Annotated in this window: 19 protein-coding genes, 1 pseudogene and 1 riboswitch; of the genes and pseudogenes, 10 read left to right on the forward strand and 10 right to left on the reverse strand. The window is 64.4% G+C overall.

Features of this window, described 5'->3' with window-relative positions; all coding sequences use genetic code 11:
* From DBR22_RS09280 to DBR22_RS09290, 3 genes and pseudogenes are all read left to right on the forward strand, one after another.
* A pseudogene (locus DBR22_RS09280) lies at positions 1–576 on the forward strand (succinate dehydrogenase/fumarate reductase flavoprotein subunit); the annotation flags it as partial.
* 1 nt (position 577) lies between these two features.
* A complete protein-coding gene (locus DBR22_RS09285) occupies positions 578–1,360 on the forward strand; it encodes a succinate dehydrogenase iron-sulfur subunit (protein ID WP_108598775.1) in 783 nt (260 codons plus the stop codon).
* A gap of 100 nt (positions 1,361–1,460) precedes the next feature.
* Positions 1,461–2,234, forward strand: a complete 774-nt coding sequence (locus DBR22_RS09290; RefSeq protein WP_108598776.1) for an alpha/beta hydrolase family protein — start codon at positions 1,461–1,463, stop codon at positions 2,232–2,234.
* Here DBR22_RS09290 and DBR22_RS09295 read toward each other — a convergent pair.
* The 10 genes from DBR22_RS09295 to glyA all read right to left on the reverse strand — a co-directional run bounded on the left by DBR22_RS09295 (position 2,191) and on the right by glyA (position 11,526).
* The gene (locus DBR22_RS09295) at positions 2,191–3,285 is read right to left on the reverse strand and encodes a YihY/virulence factor BrkB family protein (RefSeq protein WP_108598789.1); all 1,095 of its coding nucleotides are present in this window, start codon (positions 3,283–3,285) and stop codon (positions 2,191–2,193) included. The two genes, DBR22_RS09290 and DBR22_RS09295, sit on opposite strands and share 44 nt — an antisense overlap.
* A 55-nt stretch (positions 3,286–3,340) precedes the next feature.
* The gene (locus DBR22_RS09300) at positions 3,341–3,940 is read right to left on the reverse strand and encodes a 2'-5' RNA ligase family protein (protein WP_108598777.1); all 600 of its coding nucleotides are present in this window, start codon (positions 3,938–3,940) and stop codon (positions 3,341–3,343) included.
* Positions 3,941–3,944: 4 nt separating this feature from the next.
* The gene (gene trpS / locus DBR22_RS09305) at positions 3,945–4,982 is read right to left on the reverse strand and encodes a tryptophan--tRNA ligase (protein ID WP_108598778.1); all 1,038 of its coding nucleotides are present in this window, start codon (positions 4,980–4,982) and stop codon (positions 3,945–3,947) included.
* 19 nt (positions 4,983–5,001) lie between these two features.
* Positions 5,002–5,835, reverse strand: coding sequence for an exodeoxyribonuclease III (locus DBR22_RS09310; protein WP_108598779.1), 834 nt, complete (start codon positions 5,833–5,835; stop codon positions 5,002–5,004).
* Between the two features lie 10 nt (positions 5,836–5,845).
* Entirely contained in the window at positions 5,846–6,409 is a 564-nt protein-coding gene (locus tag DBR22_RS09315; protein ID WP_108598780.1) for a hypothetical protein, read from the reverse strand.
* 90 nt (positions 6,410–6,499) lie between these two features.
* Positions 6,500–7,333, reverse strand: coding sequence for an ABC transporter permease (locus DBR22_RS09320; RefSeq protein ID WP_108598781.1), 834 nt, complete (start codon positions 7,331–7,333; stop codon positions 6,500–6,502).
* A complete protein-coding gene (locus DBR22_RS09325; protein WP_258229113.1) occupies positions 7,330–8,190 on the reverse strand; it encodes an ABC transporter permease in 861 nt (286 codons plus the stop codon). Before DBR22_RS09325 ends, DBR22_RS09320 begins: the two co-directional genes overlap by 4 nt.
* A complete protein-coding gene (locus DBR22_RS09330) occupies positions 8,183–9,142 on the reverse strand; it encodes an ABC transporter ATP-binding protein (RefSeq protein ID WP_181365097.1) in 960 nt (319 codons plus the stop codon). Before DBR22_RS09330 ends, DBR22_RS09325 begins: the two co-directional genes overlap by 8 nt.
* A 183-nt stretch (positions 9,143–9,325) precedes the next feature.
* Positions 9,326–10,219 (reverse strand): bifunctional methylenetetrahydrofolate dehydrogenase/methenyltetrahydrofolate cyclohydrolase, encoded by an 894-nt coding sequence (locus tag DBR22_RS09335; RefSeq protein ID WP_108598792.1) that lies wholly within the window; start codon positions 10,217–10,219, stop codon positions 9,326–9,328.
* Between the two features lie 8 nt (positions 10,220–10,227).
* Complete coding sequence (gene glyA / locus DBR22_RS09340; RefSeq protein ID WP_108598782.1) at positions 10,228–11,526, reverse strand: serine hydroxymethyltransferase; 1,299 nt, start codon at positions 11,524–11,526, stop codon at positions 10,228–10,230.
* 151 nt (positions 11,527–11,677) lie between these two features.
* A riboswitch (ZMP/ZTP riboswitch) is annotated at positions 11,678–11,763 on the reverse strand.
* 42 nt (positions 11,764–11,805) lie between these two features.
* Between glyA and purU the strand changes: the two genes are divergently transcribed.
* From purU to DBR22_RS09375, 7 genes are all read left to right on the forward strand, one after another.
* Positions 11,806–12,666, forward strand: coding sequence for a formyltetrahydrofolate deformylase (gene purU, locus DBR22_RS09345; protein ID WP_108598783.1), 861 nt, complete (start codon positions 11,806–11,808; stop codon positions 12,664–12,666).
* 55 nt (positions 12,667–12,721) lie between these two features.
* Positions 12,722–13,240: a gamma carbonic anhydrase family protein gene (locus DBR22_RS09350; protein WP_108598784.1), complete on the forward strand. Its 519-nt coding sequence runs from the start codon at positions 12,722–12,724 to the stop codon at positions 13,238–13,240.
* A gap of 93 nt (positions 13,241–13,333) precedes the next feature.
* On the forward strand, positions 13,334–14,524 hold the full coding sequence (locus tag DBR22_RS09355; protein ID WP_108598785.1) for an ROK family transcriptional regulator: 1,191 nt from the start codon (positions 13,334–13,336) through the stop codon (positions 14,522–14,524).
* A 131-nt stretch (positions 14,525–14,655) separates the two neighbouring features.
* Positions 14,656–16,212 carry a multiple monosaccharide ABC transporter ATP-binding protein gene (gene mmsA / locus DBR22_RS09360; RefSeq protein WP_108598786.1) on the forward strand — a complete coding sequence of 519 codons (1,557 nt, stop codon included), beginning with the start codon at positions 14,656–14,658 and terminating at the stop codon, positions 16,210–16,212.
* A 45-nt stretch (positions 16,213–16,257) separates the two neighbouring features.
* Complete coding sequence (gene mmsB / locus DBR22_RS09365; protein WP_108598787.1) at positions 16,258–17,541, forward strand: multiple monosaccharide ABC transporter permease; 1,284 nt, start codon at positions 16,258–16,260, stop codon at positions 17,539–17,541.
* Between the two features lie 49 nt (positions 17,542–17,590).
* On the forward strand, positions 17,591–18,688 hold the full coding sequence (locus DBR22_RS09370) for a substrate-binding domain-containing protein (protein WP_108598788.1): 1,098 nt from the start codon (positions 17,591–17,593) through the stop codon (positions 18,686–18,688).
* Between the two features lie 281 nt (positions 18,689–18,969).
* A partial coding sequence (locus tag DBR22_RS09375; RefSeq protein WP_146187448.1) for an ABC transporter permease occupies positions 18,970–19,752 on the forward strand: 783 nt, incomplete at its 3' end.

The following is a 19,752-nucleotide window of genomic DNA, read 5'->3' on the forward strand; positions in this document are numbered from 1 at the left end:
CTGCTGGACATCAACGTGTTCGGCAAGCGGGCCGGTATTGCCGCGGCGGAATACGCCAAGACGGCTGACTTCGTGGAGCTCCCCGAGGACCCTGAGGCTTACACCATCGAGCTGCTGAACATTGCCCGCAACGGCACCGGCACCGAGAAAGTGGCCGTGATCCGCAAGGAACTCCAGGACACCATGGATGCCAACATGCAGGTGTTCCGCACTGCAGACACGTTGAACCAGGTACTCCGGGACATCGAGTCCTTCGAGGCCCGCTACAAGAACATCACCGTCCAGGACAAGGGCAAGCGGTTCAACCTGGACCTGCTCGAAGCCGTTGAGCTCGGCTTCCTGCTGGAGCTTGCCAAGGTCATGACCGTGGCGGCCCTGCACCGTGAGGAGTCCCGCGGCGGTCACTTCCGTGAGGACTTCCCCGAGCGCGACGACGACAAATTCATGAAGCACTCCATGGCGTACAAGGACGACCACGCCCCGGCGGACGGCTCTGCAGAGGCAATCGCCGGCATCCGCCTGGCCACCAAACCGGTTGTCTTTACCCGCTACGAGCCGATGGTGAGGAAGTACTAAGATGTCCGCCGAACTTGCTGAGCCAGCATCCAAGATCGAACTGCCCGCACACGTAGGCGGCGGGGGCGAGATCCCGACGTTTGACGTCACCCTCCGCGTGCGCCGCTACAACCCCGAGGTGTCCGAGGACGCCACGTGGGACGACTTCAAGGTCACCATGTACGGCACCGACCGTGTGCTGGACGCCCTGCACAAGGTCAAGTGGGAGATGGACGGCAGCGTCTCATTCCGCCGCTCGTGCGCCCACGGCGTGTGCGGTTCCGATGCCATGCGCATCAACGGCCGCAACCGCCTTGCCTGCAAGACCCTCCTGAAGGACCTGGACACCTCCAAGCCCATCACGGTGGAGCCGATCAAGGGCCTGCCGGTGGAGAAGGACCTGATCGTGGACATGGAGCCGTTCTTCCAGTCGTTCCGCGAAGTCATGCCGTTCCTGATCAACAAGGGCCACGAGCCCACCAAGGAACGCCTGCAGTCCGCCGAGGACCGTGAGCGCTTCGACGACACCACCAAGTGCATCCTCTGCGCCGCGTGCACGTCGTCATGCCCCGTGTTCTGGACCGACGGTCAGTACTTCGGCCCGGCCGCGATCGTCAACGCACACCGCTTCATCTTCGATTCCCGTGATGACGCCGGTGACATGCGCCTGGAGATCCTCAACGACAAGGAAGGCGTGTGGCGCTGCCGCACCACCTTCAACTGCTCCGAAGCCTGCCCCCGCGGCATCCAGGTGACGCAGGCGATCGCCGAGGTCAAGCAGGCAATTCTCTCCCGCAAGATCTAGTTATTACCGAACCTGAGCAACGCGGGGTCACTCCGCGCCCGATAAACCTTGGTTATTGGGCCGGAAGTGACCCCGCGTTGCTTTAACTGAAAGGTGAACCGTGTCCCGTTCCGAAAAGGTCAGCTTCGAAGGTTCCACAGGGGAACTCCTGTCCGGCATCATCGATGTCCCCGAGGGCACTGTCCGGGGCTGGGGTGTGTTCTCCCACGGCTTCACGCTGGGCAAGGACAGTCCGTCGGCCTCACGGATGTGCAAGGCCCTGGCTGACACCGGGATCGGCATGCTCCGCTTCGACAATCTGGGCCTGGGCGAATCAGCCGGCGAGTGGGCTTCCGGGTCGTTCAGCCACAAGGTTGCGGACACCGTCAAAGCCGCAGAGTTCATGCGCGGCCAGGGCAAGGCCATCTCCCTGCTGGTGGGCCACTCCTTCGGCGGGGCCGCGGTGCTCTCGGCCGCCCGCCAGATCCCGGAGCTCGACGCCGTCGCAACGGTTGGCGCCCCCTTCTCGCCCAAGCACGTGGCCCACGTCTTTGATGCCGCCCTGGACAAGATCCTGAGCGAAGGCAGCGCGCAGGTCATTCTCGGCGGTGGGAAGCGCGTCGAAATCCGGAAGCATTTTGTGGAGGACCTGGAGAATGCAGATCTCACCGACTGCATCCGTCAGCTGCACAAGCCGCTCATGGTGATGCACTCCCCCACGGACAACACCGTGGGCATCGAGAACGCCAGCACCATCTTCCAGACGGCCCGGCACCCCCGGAACTTCGTGTCCCTGGAAGGCAGCGACCACCTGTTGACGGGCAAGGGCCAGGCGGCGCGGGCCGCCCGGATCATTTCTGCCTGGGCCGAGCAATACCTCGACGCCGGGCAGTAGTCACCGGCGTCGTCGCCGTGGCACTGCTGACTGATGCCCCGGCGACGCCTGAATCCGCGTGCCGCTCTACCGGTACTTTCCCGGGCTGGACCTGCCGGGCGCCCAGCAGCGCCTTGTCGTGGGCAGCAGGTGCGCTCCTGAGGTCTTCCTCGCGGACGGCGGACCAGGCGGCCGCGACCAGATAGACCTGGCTGACGAGGTTGAACCAGATCAGCAGCCCGATGATGATGGCGAACGGAGCCAGGATGGGGTTCCGGCCCGCCCCGGCGAGCAGTTCGGTGCTGAAGACCTGCAAAGCCGCCGTCCCCACACCGGCCAGGATGGTGCCTTCCAGGAGCGCCCGGCGGCTCAGCTTGAGTCCGCCGGCCAGGCGGAACATGATGACGGCGGTGACCCAGTTCAGCGTCAGGGGCACGCCGATCTTGATCAGGTTGGTCAGCGGGCCGGCCACCGCCTCATCCAGCTGCAGGAAATCCGCGACCCAGCCGGCCGCAGTGCCGAAGATCAGGGAGGCTCCGGCGCTGATCACCAGGGCGACGCCGAGGAGCAGGAGGGTGCCGGCGTCGCGCAGTTTGAGGAGGATGGGGTTGGTCCGCAACGGCAGCAGCTGCATGACTCCCCGGAGTCCGTTGCGCAGACCGTCGATCCAGCCCAGCGACGTGACGACGGTGACCACTGCAGCAATGACAGCGGTCCAGCCCAGGCCGTCCGGGTTCAGGAGGTCCTTGGGGTCCACCAGGCCTTCGCCGCCACCCACTTTGAGCAGGCCCGGTGCACTCTGGGCCACGCTGCCGATGATGGTGTCCAGCAGGGCGGGCTGGCCCCGCAAAACCAGGCCGGCGATGGAGAAGCCGGTGGCCAGCAGGCCTGTGATGGAGAAGAACATCCTGAACCCGATGCCCGCGCTCATCAAGGGGCCGTGCTGGAGGTTGTAGTGCTGCCAGGCGCGCATGGGCCGGAAGGCATTGAGCCGCGCAAGAAGCCACTGCACCATCGCCAGCAGGCTCGCCACCGGGCCGCCGTCGGACCTTCTGGCTTTGCCCCACGCCATCCGCTTCTGGCTGACGGCAAGCTTCAACCGTGCCTGCTCCGTAGGAAGCGGGGGCTCAGCCGGCGTTGGCGTCTGCGTCCTCGACTGTTTCGGTGCCCCTGGGGCCTTCGTACTCGTCAGTTTCGGTCCCAAAGTCCAGTTCTTCCCGTAGCTGCCAGATGCCGTCAGCATCGTGCTCGTAAAGTCCCATGCTAACCACAGGGAAGGTGGCCCTATAGTCCTTCAGCACCGTTTCGGCTTCGTCGAGGCTTTCCGGGGCAACATCGTGGGCAATGGTCACGTGCGGGTGGTACGAAAACGGGAGGTCACGCTCAAGCGGACCGGTCTGGAGCTTTTCGTGCAGTTCAACGCAGTGGTTGAAGCCCTCCTCCACGTTGATGAAGACCACCGGCGAGACCGGGCGGAAGGAGCCGGTCCCGGCGACGGTCACCATGAAAGGGGCCTGGCGCCGGGCGACGCTGCGGACGTGTTCACGGGTTGCCTCCCAGTCATGGGTGGGCGTGGTGGTGACCAGCGTGATGTGGGCAGGCACAATCCCCGCCATGGGATCCCCGAAGGAAGCCCGCCAGCGCTGGAGTTCCTCAGCGATGGCAGGGGGGAATCCCAGAATGACGCCTACGCTCATTCCCTCGCTGGCTTTACTCGCGGCCGGCATTGCTTTAGCGGACTCCCGCCAGGCTCAGGGAAGGCAGGAAGCCCATGCGGTCATAGACCTTCCCGAGGGTGACCGAAGCGATCTCCCGCGCACGCTCCGCGCCCTGCGCCAGGAGGCGGTCCAGCTCGGCCGGGTCCGCCATCAGTTCGTTGGTGCGGTTCCGCAGCGGAGTGATGAAGTCGACCATGACTTCGGCGAGGTCCACCTTGAGGTGGCCGTACATCCTGCCGGCGTATTCGGCTTCAAGCTCCGCCACGGACTTGCCGGTCAGCGAGGAGTAGATGGTCAGCAGGTTGGACACACCCGGCTTCTCCTCCGGATCAAACCGGATCTCGGTGCCGGCGTCCGTCACGGCCGACTTGATGCGTTTGGCCGCGAGCTTGGGGTCTTCCAGCAGCTGGATGGAGCCGCTGGCCGATTCACCTGTTTTGGACATCTTCGCGCCGGGGTTCTGGAGATCGTAGATCTTGGCGCTTTCCTTGAGGATGGTGGCCTCGGGCACCGTGAACGTCTCGCCGAACCGGGTGTTGAACCGCTGGGCGAGGTTCCGGGTCAGCTCCAGGTGCTGGCGCTGGTCCTCCCCCACGGGCACCAGGTCAGTCTGGTACAGCAGGATATCCGCCGCCATCAAGGTGGGGTAGGCAAAGAGTCCGAGCGTGGCGGCATCCGTTCCGGACTTCTGGCTCTTGTCCTTGAACTGCGTCATCCGGGAGGCCTCGCCGAAGCCGGTGATGCAGTTCAGCGCCCACGCCAGCTGGGCATGCTCGGGCACGTGCGACTGGACAAAGAAGATGCTCTTGTCCGGATCAATGCCGGCCGCAATGTACTGGGCCGCCACCACCCGGGTCCGCTTGGTCAGCTCCGCCGGATCGAAGTCCACCGTAATGGCGTGGAGATCGGGGATGAAAAACACGGCGTCGTAGGCGGACTGCATGTCCACCCAGTTGCGGACGGCACCGATGTAGTTGCCCAGGTGCAGGGAATCGGCGGTGGGCTTGGCGCCGGAAAGGATGCGCTTGCGCGGTGTGGTTGAGCTGGTCATTCGTTCGGTACCTTAAGAACTAGAGCCGGTAGTCCACTACCAGCGGGGCATGGTCAGAGAAGCGCGTGTCCCACGAGGGCGCCCGGTCCACCACTGCCGAGAAAGCGCCAGCGGCGAGGGCCGGGGTGGCCAGGTGGTAGTCGATGCGCCAGCCGGTGTCGTTGTCAAAGGCCTTGCCGCGCTGGGACCACCAGGTGTAGGGACCGTCGACGTCGCCGGCGAGGCCGCGGTGGACGTCGTGCCAGCCGATTTCCTCGCCGAAGAAGCGGTCGAAATACGCGCGTTCTTCGGGCAGGTGACCTGCCTTTTTGACGTTGCCCTTTGAGTTCCGGATGTCCTTGGGCGTGTGGGCCACGTTGAGGTCGCCGACCACCAAAGCGTGATCGCTGTGCTTGGTCAGTTCCGGCAGGCGGGTGCTCATGACGTCAAGGAAACGGAACTTGTCTTCCTGCTTGGGGGTGCCCACTTCACCGGAGTGTACGTAGGCGCTGGCCACGGAGAGCTGGCTGGCGGCGCCGGAAGCGTCATACACCCGGAAGTCCGCCTCGACCCAGCGGCCGGCGGTGGCGAAGTAGTCATCGCCGATGCCGTTGCGGGTATCCAGGGGTTCCTCACGGGAGGCAATCGCGACGCCGGCGCGGCCCTTGGCTTCGGCTTCGGCGTGCAGGATATGCCAGCCCTCGCCGAGCAGCTGGCGGACGATTGCGTCAGGGGCGCGGACCTCCTGGAGGCAAAGAATATCGACCTCGCGTGGCTCCAGCCATGCCGCCATGCCGTTCTTATAGGCAGCCCGGAGGCCGTTGACGTTGACTGATGCGATGCGAAGGTGGTCCTTCTTCAATGCCGAGCTCACCCGCTCTACTCTAGTCGATGATGGTTCCGCTGACCGGGTCGCCGGTTCCGCCGGCGGAGCGGATCATGTCCCGGGCGTTGGTGGCAGTGATCTCGATGGTCTCCAGCGCGCGGCGGATGGTCTCCTGGTCCCCCGCCGCTCCCTTGGCACGTTCCTGCTCCACCACGCGGATCTGCACCTGCACGATCTTGAACGAGTGGTCCAGCTTGAGGTCGCGTACGTCGTCCGCTTCGGTGCGCTCGGAGACCACCCGGGTGCCGCCATGGTCAGCAGAGGACGACGTCGGTGCGCGGCCGGCTGCGGTGTTGAACGCGTTCTGGGCTTCGGTCAGCTTGGCGCCGGCTTTTTTGGCGGCCTTCTGGATGCTGAAGACCACGAAGGCTGCGAGCGCGAGCCAGAAGCCGGCGATGATGGCAACAACCCAGCCCACGACGTCGTTCTGGTTGGCTGCGAAGATCACGGCAACCAGGAAAGCAATGACAAAGACCATCATCCCCGGGCCGCTGATCCGGAGCATGGAGAAGCCGCCCTTGGACCGGCCGGACGGGGATTGAGGTTTACTCAGGGATCGCATGGGATTATTGTCTCAAACGCCGCAGCGGGCCAGCGCACCTTCCACCCCGGGCGAACAGGACCTCCGCCGGGACAGCCCGGCGAAGGAGAATCACTTCAGGAACAGCTTGCGGAGGCGGACCGTGGTGAGGAGCATGCCCAGCGCGGTCATCACCAGGTAGTACCCGATGTGGACCGCGGTGGCCGGGGTGAACATGCCAACGCTGATCTGGCGCAGCAGTTCCACGCCGTGCCAGAGCGGCATGGCCTGGATGAACCACTGGACGTACTGCGGGTAGACGCTGAGCGGGTAGAACGTGGCACTGAACAGGAACATGGGCAGCATGATGAAGTTGATCCAGTCCATCTGCTGGAACGTCTTCAGAAAGCTCGTGATCCCCATGCCCAGGCTCGCGAATCCGAAGGCGATCAGCACGGAGGCCGGGATCATCAGGATGGCCCAGGGTGTGGTGATCAGCCCCATCACGCCCATCACGGCCGTGAACCCGGTGGCGTACAGCAGGCCGCGGAGCAGCGCCAGGAAGATCTCACCGACAGCCACATCCAGTGGCCCCAGCGAGGTGTAAAGCATTCCCTGGTAGAGCTTGGCGAAGTTCATTTTGAAAAACACGTTCCAGGTGGAGTCGTACACGGCGCCGTTCATGGCGGAGACGGCCAGCAGCGCAGGGGCGATGTAGGCCGCGTAGCTGATCTCCGCCCCATCCGGCCCCTGCACGGTGCCCACGATGGCGCCCAGTCCCACTCCCATGGAGATGAGGAACAGCACGGGCTCGAAGAAGCCTGAGAGCATCACCAGCCAATTGGTGCTGCGGATGGCCATCAGCCCCCGCTCAATCACCGCTTTGGCGTTGCGCGAATACAACGGCCCGAAGGTCCTGTTCCGGGCCTCCTCTGTGGCGCTGTGACCGCGGGTCAGGATGCTCATTGCCCGAGCCGCCGGACGAACTGGCGTTTGGTGAGGATCCACCCCATGGCGGCGAGCGCCACCAGCACTACGATGTGCACCACGGTGAGGACCGGCGGTTCCTCGTAGCCGTAGCTGAAGACCCTGCCCAGTTCGGTACCGTGCCAGATGGGTGAGATCCAGCCGATCCACCGCACAGCCAGGGGCAGTGTTTCGAGCGGAAAGAAGGTCCCGGAGAAAAGGAACAGAGGCATAACGATGAAGCGCATGACCATCGCGAACTGGCCTTTGTCGTCCTTGATGGACGCGGAGTAGGCCATCAAGGGCAGGCCAAAGGCCAACGCTGCCAGAGTGGCCACCACGATTCCCACCCAGCCCCAGCCGGAAGGAGCGGCGCCAAACAGTGCCACGGCCCCGAAGTAGATGGCGGATTGCAGCAGGAGACGGAGCGTCACCGCCATGATCTGCCCGGCTGCGATCTGCTGCGGAGTGAGCGGTGAAGCATGCGGCCCGTAGTAGACGCGCCGCCATTTGAAGCCATCCATCACAGGGAACGTGAACTCATTGGCCGCGGTCATCACAGCAGCGGACACCAGCAGCGCAGGGGCGATGAAGACCAGGTAGCTCACCCCGCCGAAGGCGCCGGCGTCTTCAGGCTCAACCAACGTTGCCAGCCCCACCCCCATGGCGAACAGGTAGGCCACGGGCTGCCCCACGCTGTACATCAGGATGGACCAGCCGTAGCCCTTCATGACCCTGAGGACCTGCTCGGCAAAGTAGAACGCGCCCCACCGGCGCGCTTTGGCGGCGGCCACCGCCGGGGAATGGGCCCGGGAACCGGTGCCGGCAGCCGCACCGGTGGCCACCTCCTCAGTCAACGAGGCTCCTGCCGGTCAGCCGCAGGAACACGTCCTCCAGGGATGACCTCCGCACCAGCGACGTCAGCGGCCTCAGGCCGCGGGAAGAGACCTGCTCAAGGGCCGCCTCGCCGTCGTGCGCGTAAATCAGCACACGGTCCGGCAGGGCTTCGAGGCGCTCACCGATCCCCTGGAGTTCAGCGCCGATGGTGGCGTTGCGTTCGGAGCCGAACCGCAGTTCAAGCACCTCGCGGGTGGAATGTTCGCGGATCAGCTGCGCCGGGGACCCCTCGGCCATGATCCGTCCCTTGTCCACCACGATCAGCCGATCGCACAGCTGCTCCGCCTCATCCATGTAGTGCGTGGTCAGGATCAGGGTGACGCCCTGCTCCTTGAGCCGGAACAGCCGGTCCCACAAAATGTGGCGGGCCTGCGGGTCCAGCCCTGTGGTGGGTTCGTCCAGCAGGAGGATGCGTGGCTCGTTGATCAGCGAACGGGCGATGGTAAGGCGCCGCTTCATGCCGCCGGACAGTGCGTCCACCTTGGATTTTGCTTTGTCGGTGAGCTGGGCGAACGCCAGCAGTTCGTCGGCTTTCGGCCGGAGGTAGCTCATGGGCAGGCCGAAATAGCGGCCGTAAACCAGCAGGTTGTCCCGGACCCGCAGCTCTTCGTCCAGGTTGTCCTGCTGCGGCACCACGCCCAGGTGCGCCCGCACTTCGGGGCCGTGGCTGTCCGGATCCAGGCCCATGATGGACAGCGTCCCGGAGGTTCGCTGGGTGACGGCGCCGATCATTTTCATGGTGGTGGATTTCCCGGCGCCGTTCGGGCCCAGCAGGCCGAAGGACTCCCCCGCCGGAACGCTGAAGGAAATGCCGTCGACGGCGGCGACGTCGCCATAGGTTTTGCGCAGGTCTTTGGCCTCGATGACCGCCTGGTGGCGGGCAGGAACGCCGCCGGAGGTGTTGGAGGGCACGATGGCTTTGTTGCGCACCCTCCGCAGACTAGTGGAGCGTCAGGCAATGTGAAAGGGGACTTGCACTTCGGCGGTGCGGCCGTGCAGTCAGGTGTGGCTGTGCATATAACGGCCGACGGCGGCCCGCTCCTTTCGTGAAAAAGGTGCGTGCCGCCGTCGGGCGTTACTGGTTCCCCGTTGGAATCAGGCGGTTCCCGCCTGGCGTTCCGCAGCCTCGACCACGTTGGTCATCAGGAGCGCCACGGTCATGGGACCGACCCCGCCGGGGTTCGGCGAAATCCAGCCCGCTACCTCGGCAGCGGCGGGATCGATATCGCCGTGAACCTTGCTCTTCCCGGTTTCCGAGTCAGTCTCCCGGGTGACGCCGACGTCGAGCAGGGCCGCGCCCGGCTTCACGTCAGCAGCCTTGACGATGTGCTTGGCACCCGCGGCGCCGACAATGACGTCAGCCTGCCGCAGCAGCTCCGAAAGGTTCTCGGTGCCGGTGTGCGTGAGCGTGACGGTGGCGTTCACGGCGCGCCGGGTGAGCAGCAGCCCAATGGTCCGCCCGACCGTAACGCCGCGGCCCACCACCACGACGTGCTTGCCCTTGAGGCTGTAGCCGTTGCGCTCCAGGAGCTCAATGACGCCGCGGGGCGTGCACGGCAGCGGCGTGGTGATCTCGCCGCTGACGTTGAGCACCAGCCGGCCCAGGTTGGTCGGGTGGAGTCCGTCGGCATCCTTGGCGGGGTCGATCCGCTCGAGGATGGCATCGGTGTCCAGGTGCTTGGGAAGCGGCAGCTGCACGATGTACCCGTGGCAGGCGGGGTCCGCATTGAGTTCGTCAATGAGGGCCTCAACCTGGGCCTGGGTGGCATCCGCCGGAAGCTCACGCTGGATCGAGTTCATCCCGATCTGCACGGACTGTTTGTGTTTCATCGACACGTACAGCTGCGACGCGGGATCAGCACCCACCAGGACAGTGGCAATCCCGGGGGTGACGCCGCGGGACTTCAGGGCTGCGACGCGCTCCGCCAGCTCGGATTTGATGGCGGCAGCGGCTGCCTTGCCGTCAAGGATCTTGGCGGTCTGCGCCATGGACGGGTTCACCACTGCTCGTGCTGCGGGTAGAGCGGGAAGTCGGCGGCGAGCTTGTCCACGCGGGACTGCAGCGCCTCAACGTCCGCAGCGGAGCCTGCCTTCAGCGCGGTGGCGATGATCTCGGCCACCTCGGTGAACTCCGTGGCGCCGAAGCCGCGGGTTGCCAGTGCGGGGGTGCCGATCCGCAGGCCGGAGGTGACCATCGGCGGGCGGGGGTCGAACGGCACGGCGTTGCGGTTCACGGTGATGCCCACCGAGTGCAGGAGGTCCTCGGCCTGCTGGCCGTCCAGCTGCGAGTTGCGGAGGTCAACGAGTACCAGGTGGACATCGGTGCCGCCGGTGAGGACGGAGACGCCCGCCTCGGCGACGTCGGCCTGGTTGAGGCGGTCGGCGATGATCCTGGCGCCTTCCAGGACACGCTCCTGGCGCTCCTTGAATTCCTCGGTGCCGGCGATCTTGAAGGCCACGGCCTTGGCTGCGATGACGTGCATCAGCGGACCGCCCTGCTGGCCCGGGAACACATTGGAGTTGATCTTCTTGGCCCACTCCTGCTTGGCCAGGATCACGCCGGAGCGCGGGCCGGCGAGGGTCTTGTGCACCGTGGAGGTGACGACGTCGGAGTACGGCACCGGGCTCGGGTGCAGTCCTGCGGCAACCAGTCCGGCGAAGTGCGCCATGTCGGTCCAGAGCAGGGCGCCCACTTCATCGGCGATGGAGCGGAAGGCTGCGAAGTCCAGGTGGCGGGGGTAGGCGGACCAGCCGGCGATGATGACCTGGGGCTTTTCGGCGATGGCCTGCTCGCGCAGTTTGTCCATGTCCACGCGGAAGTTGTCCTGCTCCACCTGGTAGGCGGCGACGTTGTACAGCTTGCCGGAGAAGTTCAGCTTCATGCCGTGCGTCAGGTGGCCGCCGTGGGCCAGCGAGAGGCCAAGGATCTTGTCACCGGGGGTGATCATCGCGGAGAGGGCGGCGGCGTTGGCCTGTGCACCGGAGTGCGGCTGGACGTTCGCGTACTCGGCGCCGAACAGTGCCTTGACGCGGTCGATGGCCAACTGCTCGGCGATGTCCACATATTCGCAGCCACCGTAGTAGCGGCGGCCCGGGTAGCCCTCGGCGTACTTGTTGGTCAGGACCGAGCCCTGGGCTTCCATCACGGCGCGCGGGGCGAAGTTTTCGGAGGCAATCATTTCCAGGGTGCCGCGCTGGCGGCCAAGTTCCTGGGCGAGGACTGCGGCAATTTCAGGATCGAGCTCGGCCAGCGGCTGATTGCTGACTTCGGCTGTTGTGGTGGCGGTAGTGGTCACGAAAAACTCCTGGCTAGGGATACGGGCACTGCAAGGTCAGGCTACCGGCTGGCGCTGCACACTGTCCCTGGATGACCAGATGGCGGGCACAGACGCGCACAGGAGAGTGCCGCTCCCCGTCAGGATTGCAGCACTTTTCCGGCAAAACATGACCCTCGGCCCAGGCGTACGATCCGTGGTCTTCGTGATTGCCGCTCCCTGGTGGTTAGCCACCCAACGCCAGTTGCGACGCCACCACAGTACCAAACCCCTGCACCCCGCGCGGGTACGCTGTTACGCGTGACTGATGAGCAGCTGAACCAAGCGTATGTAGTAACCCTGTCGTGCCCGGACCGTCCCGGGATTGTCCATGCCGTAGCCGGCGCCTTGCTGGTGGCCGGCGGCAACATCCTGGATTCCCAGCAATACGGCAGCCCGGCCACCGGGAACTTTTTTATGCGCGTGGAGGTTACGACGACGGCGGCCCGGTCGGAGCTCAGCGCGGCACTGGAACCGGTGGCGGAGGCATTCGGCATGCAGTGGAGCCTGAACGCCGTTGGCCGGAAGGTCCGCACGCTCCTGATGGCCAGTACGTCGGCCCACTGCCTGAACGACATCCTGTTCCAGCAGCGTTCCGGGACGTTGCCCATCGAGATCCCGGCAATTGTCTCCAACCACCAGGACCTGGCCGGGCTTGCTGAGTTCTACGGCATCCCGTTCCATCACATTCCCGTCACTCCGGACAACAAGTCCCAGGCGGAAGACAAGCTGCGCGCCATCATGGCCGAGAACGACATCGAACTCACGGTGCTCGCACGCTATATGCAGATCATCTCAGATGAGCTGTGCGCGGAACTCACCGGCAAGGCCATCAACATCCACCACTCATTCCTCCCCTCTTTCAAGGGTGCCAGGCCGTACCACCAGGCCCATGCCCGCGGCGTGAAGCTGATCGGCGCAACAGCCCACTATGTGACTGCAGCCCTGGACGAGGGACCCATCATTGAGCAGGAAGTCATCCGGGTGGACCACGCCCGCACCCCGGAACAGTTCGTCCAGATGGGACGGGACGTGGAGGGCCGCACCCTTACCCAGGCGGTCCAATGGCATGCCGAGCACCGGGTCCTGCTGGACGGCAACCGGACCGTGGTCTTCAACTGACTCTCTGGCTGCCTTCCCACCTTGTCCGGTCAGGATGCTGATCTAGGCTGGGCTTATGGCTCCCCTTCACAGTTTCGCCGGCAACACTCCGGCCGTCCACGCATCCGCCTTTGTCGCCCCCACGGCATCAATCATCGGCCAGGCTACGCTCGCCGAGGACTCCAGCGCCTTTTACGGCGTCTCAGTGCGTGCGGACACGGCAGCAATCAGCGTGGGTGCCGGCAGCAATCTGCAGGACAACGTGGTGCTGCACGCGGACCCGGGCTTCCCCTGCAGCGTGGGAGCCGGGGTCAGCGTGGGGCATGCCGCCGTCGTCCATGGTTGCACCGTGGAGGATGACTGCCTGATCGGCATGGGCGCCACGGTGCTCAACGGTGCGGTGATCGGCAGCGGGTCGCTGGTTGCCGCCGGCGCCGTGGTCCTGGAAGGGACGGTTGTGCCGCCCCGCTCGCTGGTGGCCGGCGTCCCGGCGAAGGTCCGGCGGAAACTCACCGATGAAGAATTCGACGGGGTGAAGCAGAACGCTGCGCGGTATGTGGAACTGGCGCGCGCGCACCGGGAACTGCACAGCTAGTCCGGGGTTTCAACCGGCTCAATCGCGCTGGCGCGGACCCCCGCTGCGTTAACTTCTTGACTACAACAGTCAAAGTAGGGCAATCTTCTTTTCATGTCCGCCACATCGCGCTCAGCGAGGAGCAAGCCGAAAAATCCGGGGTCCCAGTCCGCCCTCAGGCAACTGAACCAGCAGCGGATCATCGAGACCCTGATGAGCGGCCCCTCCACGCAGGCCGAACTTGCACGCCAGACCGGCCTGTCCACCGCCACGGTCTCGAACATCGTCAAAGTCATGCAGGATTCCGGCCTGGCATCCACCGAGCCGATCACCAGCTCGGGCCGCCGGGCCCTCAATGTACGGCTCAACAGCAACGGCGCGGTGGCCGTGGGAATCGACTTCGGCCGGCGGCATCTGCGGGTGGTCCTGGCCTCCCTGAGCTACCACGTGATCGCCGAGGAATCCGTGATGCTCCCGCTGGGGCATCAGTCCGAGGAGGGCATCCAGGCCGCGGTGGTGCTGCTGGATAAACTGCTGCGCGAAAACGCCGTGGAGCGGACCGCCGTGGTAGGTGCCGGCGTCGGAATTCCCGGTCCCATCGACCGCAGGACAGGGACCGTCGCGCAGGGGGCAATCCTCCCCGAGTGGGTGGGCATCAACATCCTCCAGCATCTGGAGGACACACTCAAAATGCCCGTCTTTGTTGATAATGACGCCAATCTGGGTGCCTGGTCCGAGGTTACGTGGGGGCCCCACACCGGCGTGACCAACCTGATGTTCCTCAAGATCGGTTCGGGCATCGGCGCGGGCCTGATCCTGAACGGCGCGCCCTACTACGGCCATGTCGGAATCACCGGCGAAATCGGCCACGCCACCATCCATGAGCAGGGCCTGGTATGCCGCTGCGGCAACCGCGGCTGCCTTGAGACCATCGCCTCAACCACCACCATGATCGAACTGCTCAGCCGCGGTGAGGACCGGCCGCTCACGCCCGCCGACATCGTGTCCAAGGCCCTCGCCCGGGACTCGGCGACACTGCGCGTAGTGGACGATGCCGGCCTGGCGGTGGGCCGCGCCCTGGGGAACGTGGCCAACCTGATCAACCCTGAGGTCATTGTGGTGGGCGGACCCCTTGCGGGCCTGGGAAACCTGCTCCTGGACCCCATCCGCCGGGGGCTGATCCGGCATGCCGTGCCGGTGATCGGCGAGACCACCACCCTGACCATGTCCTCGCTGGGGGACCGCGCAGAAGCACTGGGCGCAGCTGCCCTGGTCTTCCAACACGCCGGGATCCGGCGCACGTAGTCCAAGTTGTTATCCGGCAATTGCGTTCAAGACTTGACGACAACCGGTGTGATCAAGTTTACTTTTTCATCAGACGCCCCCGCGCTTTGCTGGGCGGACAAAGAAGTCATGCATTGGAGGCGTAAGGGCAAATGACGTCCCACACCACGCACACCGACCCGGTCATCCTGGAGATGCGCTCCATCACCAAGGAGTTTCCCGGTGTCAAGGCACTCTCGGAAGTCAGCCTCCGCGTCAAGGCCGGCGAAATCCACGCCATCTGCGGCGAAAACGGCGCGGGCAAGTCCACGCTGATGAAGGTGCTTTCCGGCGTATACCCCTACGGCAGCTACGACGGCGACATCGTCTACCAGGGGCAGATCCAGCAGTTCCGCGACATCCGCGCCAGCGAACATGCCGGAATCGTGATCATCCACCAGGAGCTGGCACTGATCCCGGAACTCTCCATCATGGAGAACATCTTCCTGGGCAATGAACCCACCAAACGCGGCGTGATTGACTGGGCGGAAGCCCGGATGCGCTCCACCGAACTGCTGGCAAGGGTAGGCCTCAGGGAGGACCCGGATACCCCCATCAAGGAAATCGGCGTCGGCAAGCAGCAGCTGGTGGAGATCGCCAAAGCGCTGAACAAGTCCGTCAAGATCCTGATTCTGGACGAGCCCACCGCGGCCTTGAACGAATCAGATTCACAGCACCTGCTGGATCTGATCCTCGGCCTCAAGGGCAAGGGCATCACCTCGATCATCATTTCCCACAAGCTGAACGAGATCGAGCAGATCGCAGACTCCATCACCATCATCCGCGACGGCAAGTCCATTGAAACTCTGGACGTGAAAGCCGACGGCGTTGACGAGGACCGGATCATCAAGGGCATGGTGGGGCGCACCCTGGAATCCCGCTTCCCGGACCACACGCCCAAAATCGGCGAAGTGTTCTTCGAGGTCAAGGACTGGACTGTTGGCCACCCGGCCATCCAGGACAGGCTGGTCTGCAAGGGTTCGAACTTCTACGTCCGCCGCGGTGAAATCGTGGGTTTCGCCGGCCTCATGGGCGCTGGACGGACCGAACTGGCCCGCTCCGTCTTCGGACGGTCCTACGGCCGGTTCATCAACGGCCACATCTACAAGGACGGCAAGGAGATCACCCTGAAGTCCGTCCGCCACGCGATCGACGCCGGATTGGGGTACGTCACCGAGGACCGCAAGTCCCTGGGCCTGAACCTGCTCGATGACATCAAGACCACCACCGTGTCCGCGAACCTGAAGAAGATCAGCCACAACAGCGTGGTGGATACCAACGAGGAATTCAAGGTCGCCGAACAGTACCGGAAGTCACTGCGGACCAAGACACCATCCGTCGAGGAAGGCGTGGCCAAGCTCTCGGGCGGAAACCAGCAGAAGGTGGTCCTGGCCAAGTGGATGTTCACGGACCCGGACCTGCTGATCCTGGACGAGCCCACCCGCGGGATCGACGTCGGGGCGAAGTACGAGATCTACGGCATCATCCAGCAGCTCGCCAACCAAGGCAAAGGCGTCATTGTGATCTCCTCGGAACTGCCGGAACTGCTGGGCCTCTCGGACCGGATCTACACCATCTTCGAAGGCGCCATCACCGGTGTCCTGGACAAAGAGGAAGCGAGCCAGGAAAGCCTGATGAAACTCATGACTTCTTCCCGCAAAGCCGCCTGACCCTCTGGATTCCTCCAGATCCTTCCAGAAACAAGGACTGAAACAATGAACGCGCTCAAGAAGCTCTTCGGCGGCAATACCCGCCAATTCGGGATGATCTTCGCCCTGGTTGCGCTGATCGTCTTCTTCCAGATCACCACAGAGGGCCGTACGCTCACCCCGGGCAACGTGATCAACCTCTTCAACGGCAACTCCTACATCCTGATCCTGGCCATCGGCATGGTGCTGGTGATCATCGCCGGCCACATCGACCTCTCCGTCGGCTCCGTCGCCGCGTTTGTCGGCGTCACTGTCGCCCTGGCCATCAGGGACTGGGGCATCCCCTGGTATGCAGGCGTGCTGCTCGGGCTGCTCCTCGGTGCTCTGATCGGAGCGTGGCAAGGGCTCTGGACAGCCTATGTGGGCATCCCCGCCTTCATCGTCACCCTGGCAGGCATGCTCCTGTTCCGTGGATTCAACCAGTTTGTGGGTAAATCCAACACCATCCCCGTGCCCAGCGACTTCCAGTACCTCGGTTCCGGCTACCTTCCCGAGGTGGGGCCGAACCTCGGCTACAACAACCTGACACTGCTGATCGGCCTGGCGGCCGTGGCCTTTGTGATCTTCTCCGAAATCCGCCGCCGCCGGACTGCCATCGCCCTGGGCGCTGAAGTTCCGGAAACCTGGGTTGTTATCCTCAAGCTCGTCCTGATCTGCGGCGCCATCCTGTACGCGACGTACCTGTTCGCAACCGGCCGGCCCGGCACATCCTTCCCCATCCCCGGCCTGATCCTGGCGGTCCTGGTCCTGATCTACGGTTTCATTTCCTCCAAGACCGTCGTTGGCCGCCACATCTACGCAGTGGGTGGCAACCGCCACGCGGCAGAGCTGTCCGGCGTCCAGTCCAAGAAGGTCAACTTCCTGGTCATGATGAACATGTCCATCCTGGCCGGCCTGGCAGGCATGATCTTCGTGGGCCGTTCCACGGCTTCGGGACCGTTCGACGGCGTGGGCTGGGAACTGGATGCCATCGCGGCAGTCTTCATCGGCGGCGCCGCGGTGACCGGCGGTGTGGGCACCGTGATCGGGTCCATCATCGGTGGCCTGGTGATGGCCGTCCTGAACAACGGACTCCAGCTGCTGGGCGTCGGCGCCGACCTCACCCAGATCATTAAGGGTCTGGTCCTGCTGATCGCTGTCGCGTTTGACGTCTACAACAAGACACAGGGCAAGACCTCGATCATCGGCCTGCTGACCCGCAACTTCAACCGCCCCTCCGGCGGGCCAAGCAACCCCAACCAGCCTGACGAAGTCACCTCCACCAAGGAAACAATCGCCCGGGAAGCCTGAACGCAGAGACCCTCCGATTCACAAACCCCCAGAGAAAGAGAACCCAACAATGCGAATGATTGGTAAAGCAGGAAAGGCTGCAGCTGTTGCTGCCATCGCGGCGCTGGCGCTGACAGCCTGCGGCCGCACCGAGCCGGGCACCACCGGCGGCGGCACCGGAGCCGCAGGCTTCGAACAAAGCTCCTCGATCGGCGTCGCACTCCCCCAGAAGACCAGTGAGAACTGGGTCCTGGCGGAGAAGCTGTTCAACGACGGGCTCTCCAGTGCCGGTTTCAAGCCGGATGTGCAGTTCGCCAACGGCGGCGTCTCCGAACAGCAGAACCAGATCAGCGCCATGATCACCAAGGGCGCCAAGGTCATCATCGTCGGTGCCATCGACGGCGCCCAGCTGGGTACCCAGCTGAAGCAGGCCAAGGACTCCGGCGCCACGATCATCGCGTACGACCGCCTGTTGCTGAACACCGAGAACGTGGACTACTACGTGGCCTACGACAACTTCAAGGTCGGTGAACTTCAGGGCCAGGCCCTGCTGGACGGCATGAAGGCCAAGAAGCCGGCCGGACCGTACAACATCGAACTGTTCGCAGGCTCCCCGGATGATGCCAACGCCAAGGTCTTCTTCGACGGCGCCATGAGCGTCCTGAAGCCGAAGATCGATGACGGAACCCTCAAGGTTGCCTCAGGCCAGACCAGTTTCGAACAGGCCGTCACCCAGGGCTGGAAAGCTGAAAATGCCCAGCGCCGCGCTGACACGCTGCTTACCGGCAGCTACGGCACCGCTTCGCTTGACGGCGTTCTGTCCCCGAACGACACCCTGGCCCGCGCTGTCCTGACGTCAGTCAAGGCTGCCGGCAAGCCGCTCCCGGTCATCACCGGCCAGGACTCCGAAGTTGAGTCTGTGAAGTCCATCCTTGCGGGTGAGCAGTACTCCACCATCAACAAGGACACCCGCAAGCTCGTTGAGCACGCGATCGTCATGGTCAAGGACCTGCAGGCCGGCAAGACGCCTGAGATCAATGACGACAAGTCCTACAACAACACGGTGAAGACCGTTCCGGCCTACCTGCTGGAACCGGTCATCGTCACGGCAGCCAACGTGAAGACGGCCTACGTGGACGATCCGGTACTGGGCCCGATCACCAAGTAACACCCGCCTCACCAGAATGCCCCGGCTCCTCTCAGGAGCCGGGGCATTCTGCCGTTTCCAACGCTCTTGCACTTCCCGCACGGTTTCCCGGACGCTCTTGCACTCCCTGCAACAAATTCCCGAACGCTCTTGCACTCCCTGCAACAAATTCCCGAACGCTCTTGCACTCCAGGACCGGTTTCACAGGCCAATCACAGCTTCAGCCGCTTTCCCGCACAGCGAGTGCCACGAGGGTAGGAGCAGAGGCCGGCCAGATGCCGGCCCCGGATCCTAGGAGTACAGTGAGCGTCCTTGCCCGAAGTGTTGGCAATGCCTTCAGAAACAAAGTGCGAACGGCAGCGGTGGTAGCAGTCCTTGCCGTCGCGATCGGCCTTGCCCTCGCCATGCTGGTGGCCAACCAGGCCGTTGGGGCCAAAGTCCAGGAGCTGAATTCCTCTGTGGGCACCGTACTGACCGTCAACCCGGCCGGCGGCCAGGGATTTGAAGGCGGCGGCGAACCGCTGACAACCGGGCAGGCGGCCACCGCAGCCGCAGTTCCCAACGTCAGCTCCGTCGTCGGGACCACCTCCCTCAGGCTGCGGAACGCCGCCGAGGCGGCAGCACAGACTGCGGCCGGCACCCAGGGAGGTCCCGCCGGCGGTCAGGGCGGCCCCGGCGGCACGTCCGCCGCAACGCTTACCACCAGCCTCACTGCAGCCGTGGACGCCGGCACGCTGGGCGGCCGGAACCAAGCCGCCAACGGCACCACAGGCACCACCACACAGCCCACACGCTCGCTCCCGATCACCGCAACCGGAATAGGAGCCGAGGTGGATTCCACGGGCAAGGCCCTGGCCATCACCGACGGCACCGGCCTGGGCGACTACACGACAGCCTCCACCGGCGCCCTGCTGGGAACCACACTGGCCGAGAAGAACGGTCTGTCCGTCGGGTCCACCTTCACCGTCAACGACCAGACCTACACTGTCTCCGGCCTGTTCGATTCGGGCACCACGTTCGGCAATAACGCCCTGTACGTGACGCTGCCGACGGCGCAGACGCTCGCCGGGCTGCCGGACGAGCTG

The organism is Arthrobacter sp. HMWF013 (assembly GCF_003061105.1).
Classification (GTDB): Bacteria; Actinomycetota; Actinomycetes; order Actinomycetales; family Micrococcaceae; genus Arthrobacter.

Excerpts from the sequence above, each read along its gene's own strand:
- DBR22_RS09295 (WP_108598789.1), bottom strand. The coding sequence starts at position 3,285 with ATGGCGTGGGGCAAAGCCAGAAGGTCCGACGGCGGCCCGGTGGCGAGC.
- DBR22_RS09370 (WP_108598788.1), top strand. The coding sequence starts at position 17,591 with ATGCGAATGATTGGTAAAGCAGGAAAGGCTGCAGCTGTTGCTGCCATC.
- mmsB (WP_108598787.1), top strand. The coding sequence starts at position 16,258 with ATGAACGCGCTCAAGAAGCTCTTCGGCGGCAATACCCGCCAATTCGGG.
- DBR22_RS09320 (WP_108598781.1), bottom strand. The coding sequence starts at position 7,333 with ATGAGCATCCTGACCCGCGGTCACAGCGCCACAGAGGAGGCCCGGAAC.
- DBR22_RS09285 (WP_108598775.1), top strand. The coding sequence starts at position 578 with ATGTCCGCCGAACTTGCTGAGCCAGCATCCAAGATCGAACTGCCCGCA.
- DBR22_RS09300 (WP_108598777.1), bottom strand. The coding sequence starts at position 3,940 with ATGCCGGCCGCGAGTAAAGCCAGCGAGGGAATGAGCGTAGGCGTCATT.
- mmsA (WP_108598786.1), top strand. The coding sequence starts at position 14,656 with ATGACGTCCCACACCACGCACACCGACCCGGTCATCCTGGAGATGCGC.
- DBR22_RS09335 (WP_108598792.1), bottom strand. The coding sequence starts at position 10,219 with ATGGCGCAGACCGCCAAGATCCTTGACGGCAAGGCAGCCGCTGCCGCC.
- DBR22_RS09350 (WP_108598784.1), top strand. The coding sequence starts at position 12,722 with ATGGCTCCCCTTCACAGTTTCGCCGGCAACACTCCGGCCGTCCACGCA.
- DBR22_RS09355 (WP_108598785.1), top strand. The coding sequence starts at position 13,334 with ATGTCCGCCACATCGCGCTCAGCGAGGAGCAAGCCGAAAAATCCGGGG.
- DBR22_RS09315 (WP_108598780.1), bottom strand. The coding sequence starts at position 6,409 with ATGCGATCCCTGAGTAAACCTCAATCCCCGTCCGGCCGGTCCAAGGGC.
- trpS (WP_108598778.1), bottom strand. The coding sequence starts at position 4,982 with ATGACCAGCTCAACCACACCGCGCAAGCGCATCCTTTCCGGCGCCAAG.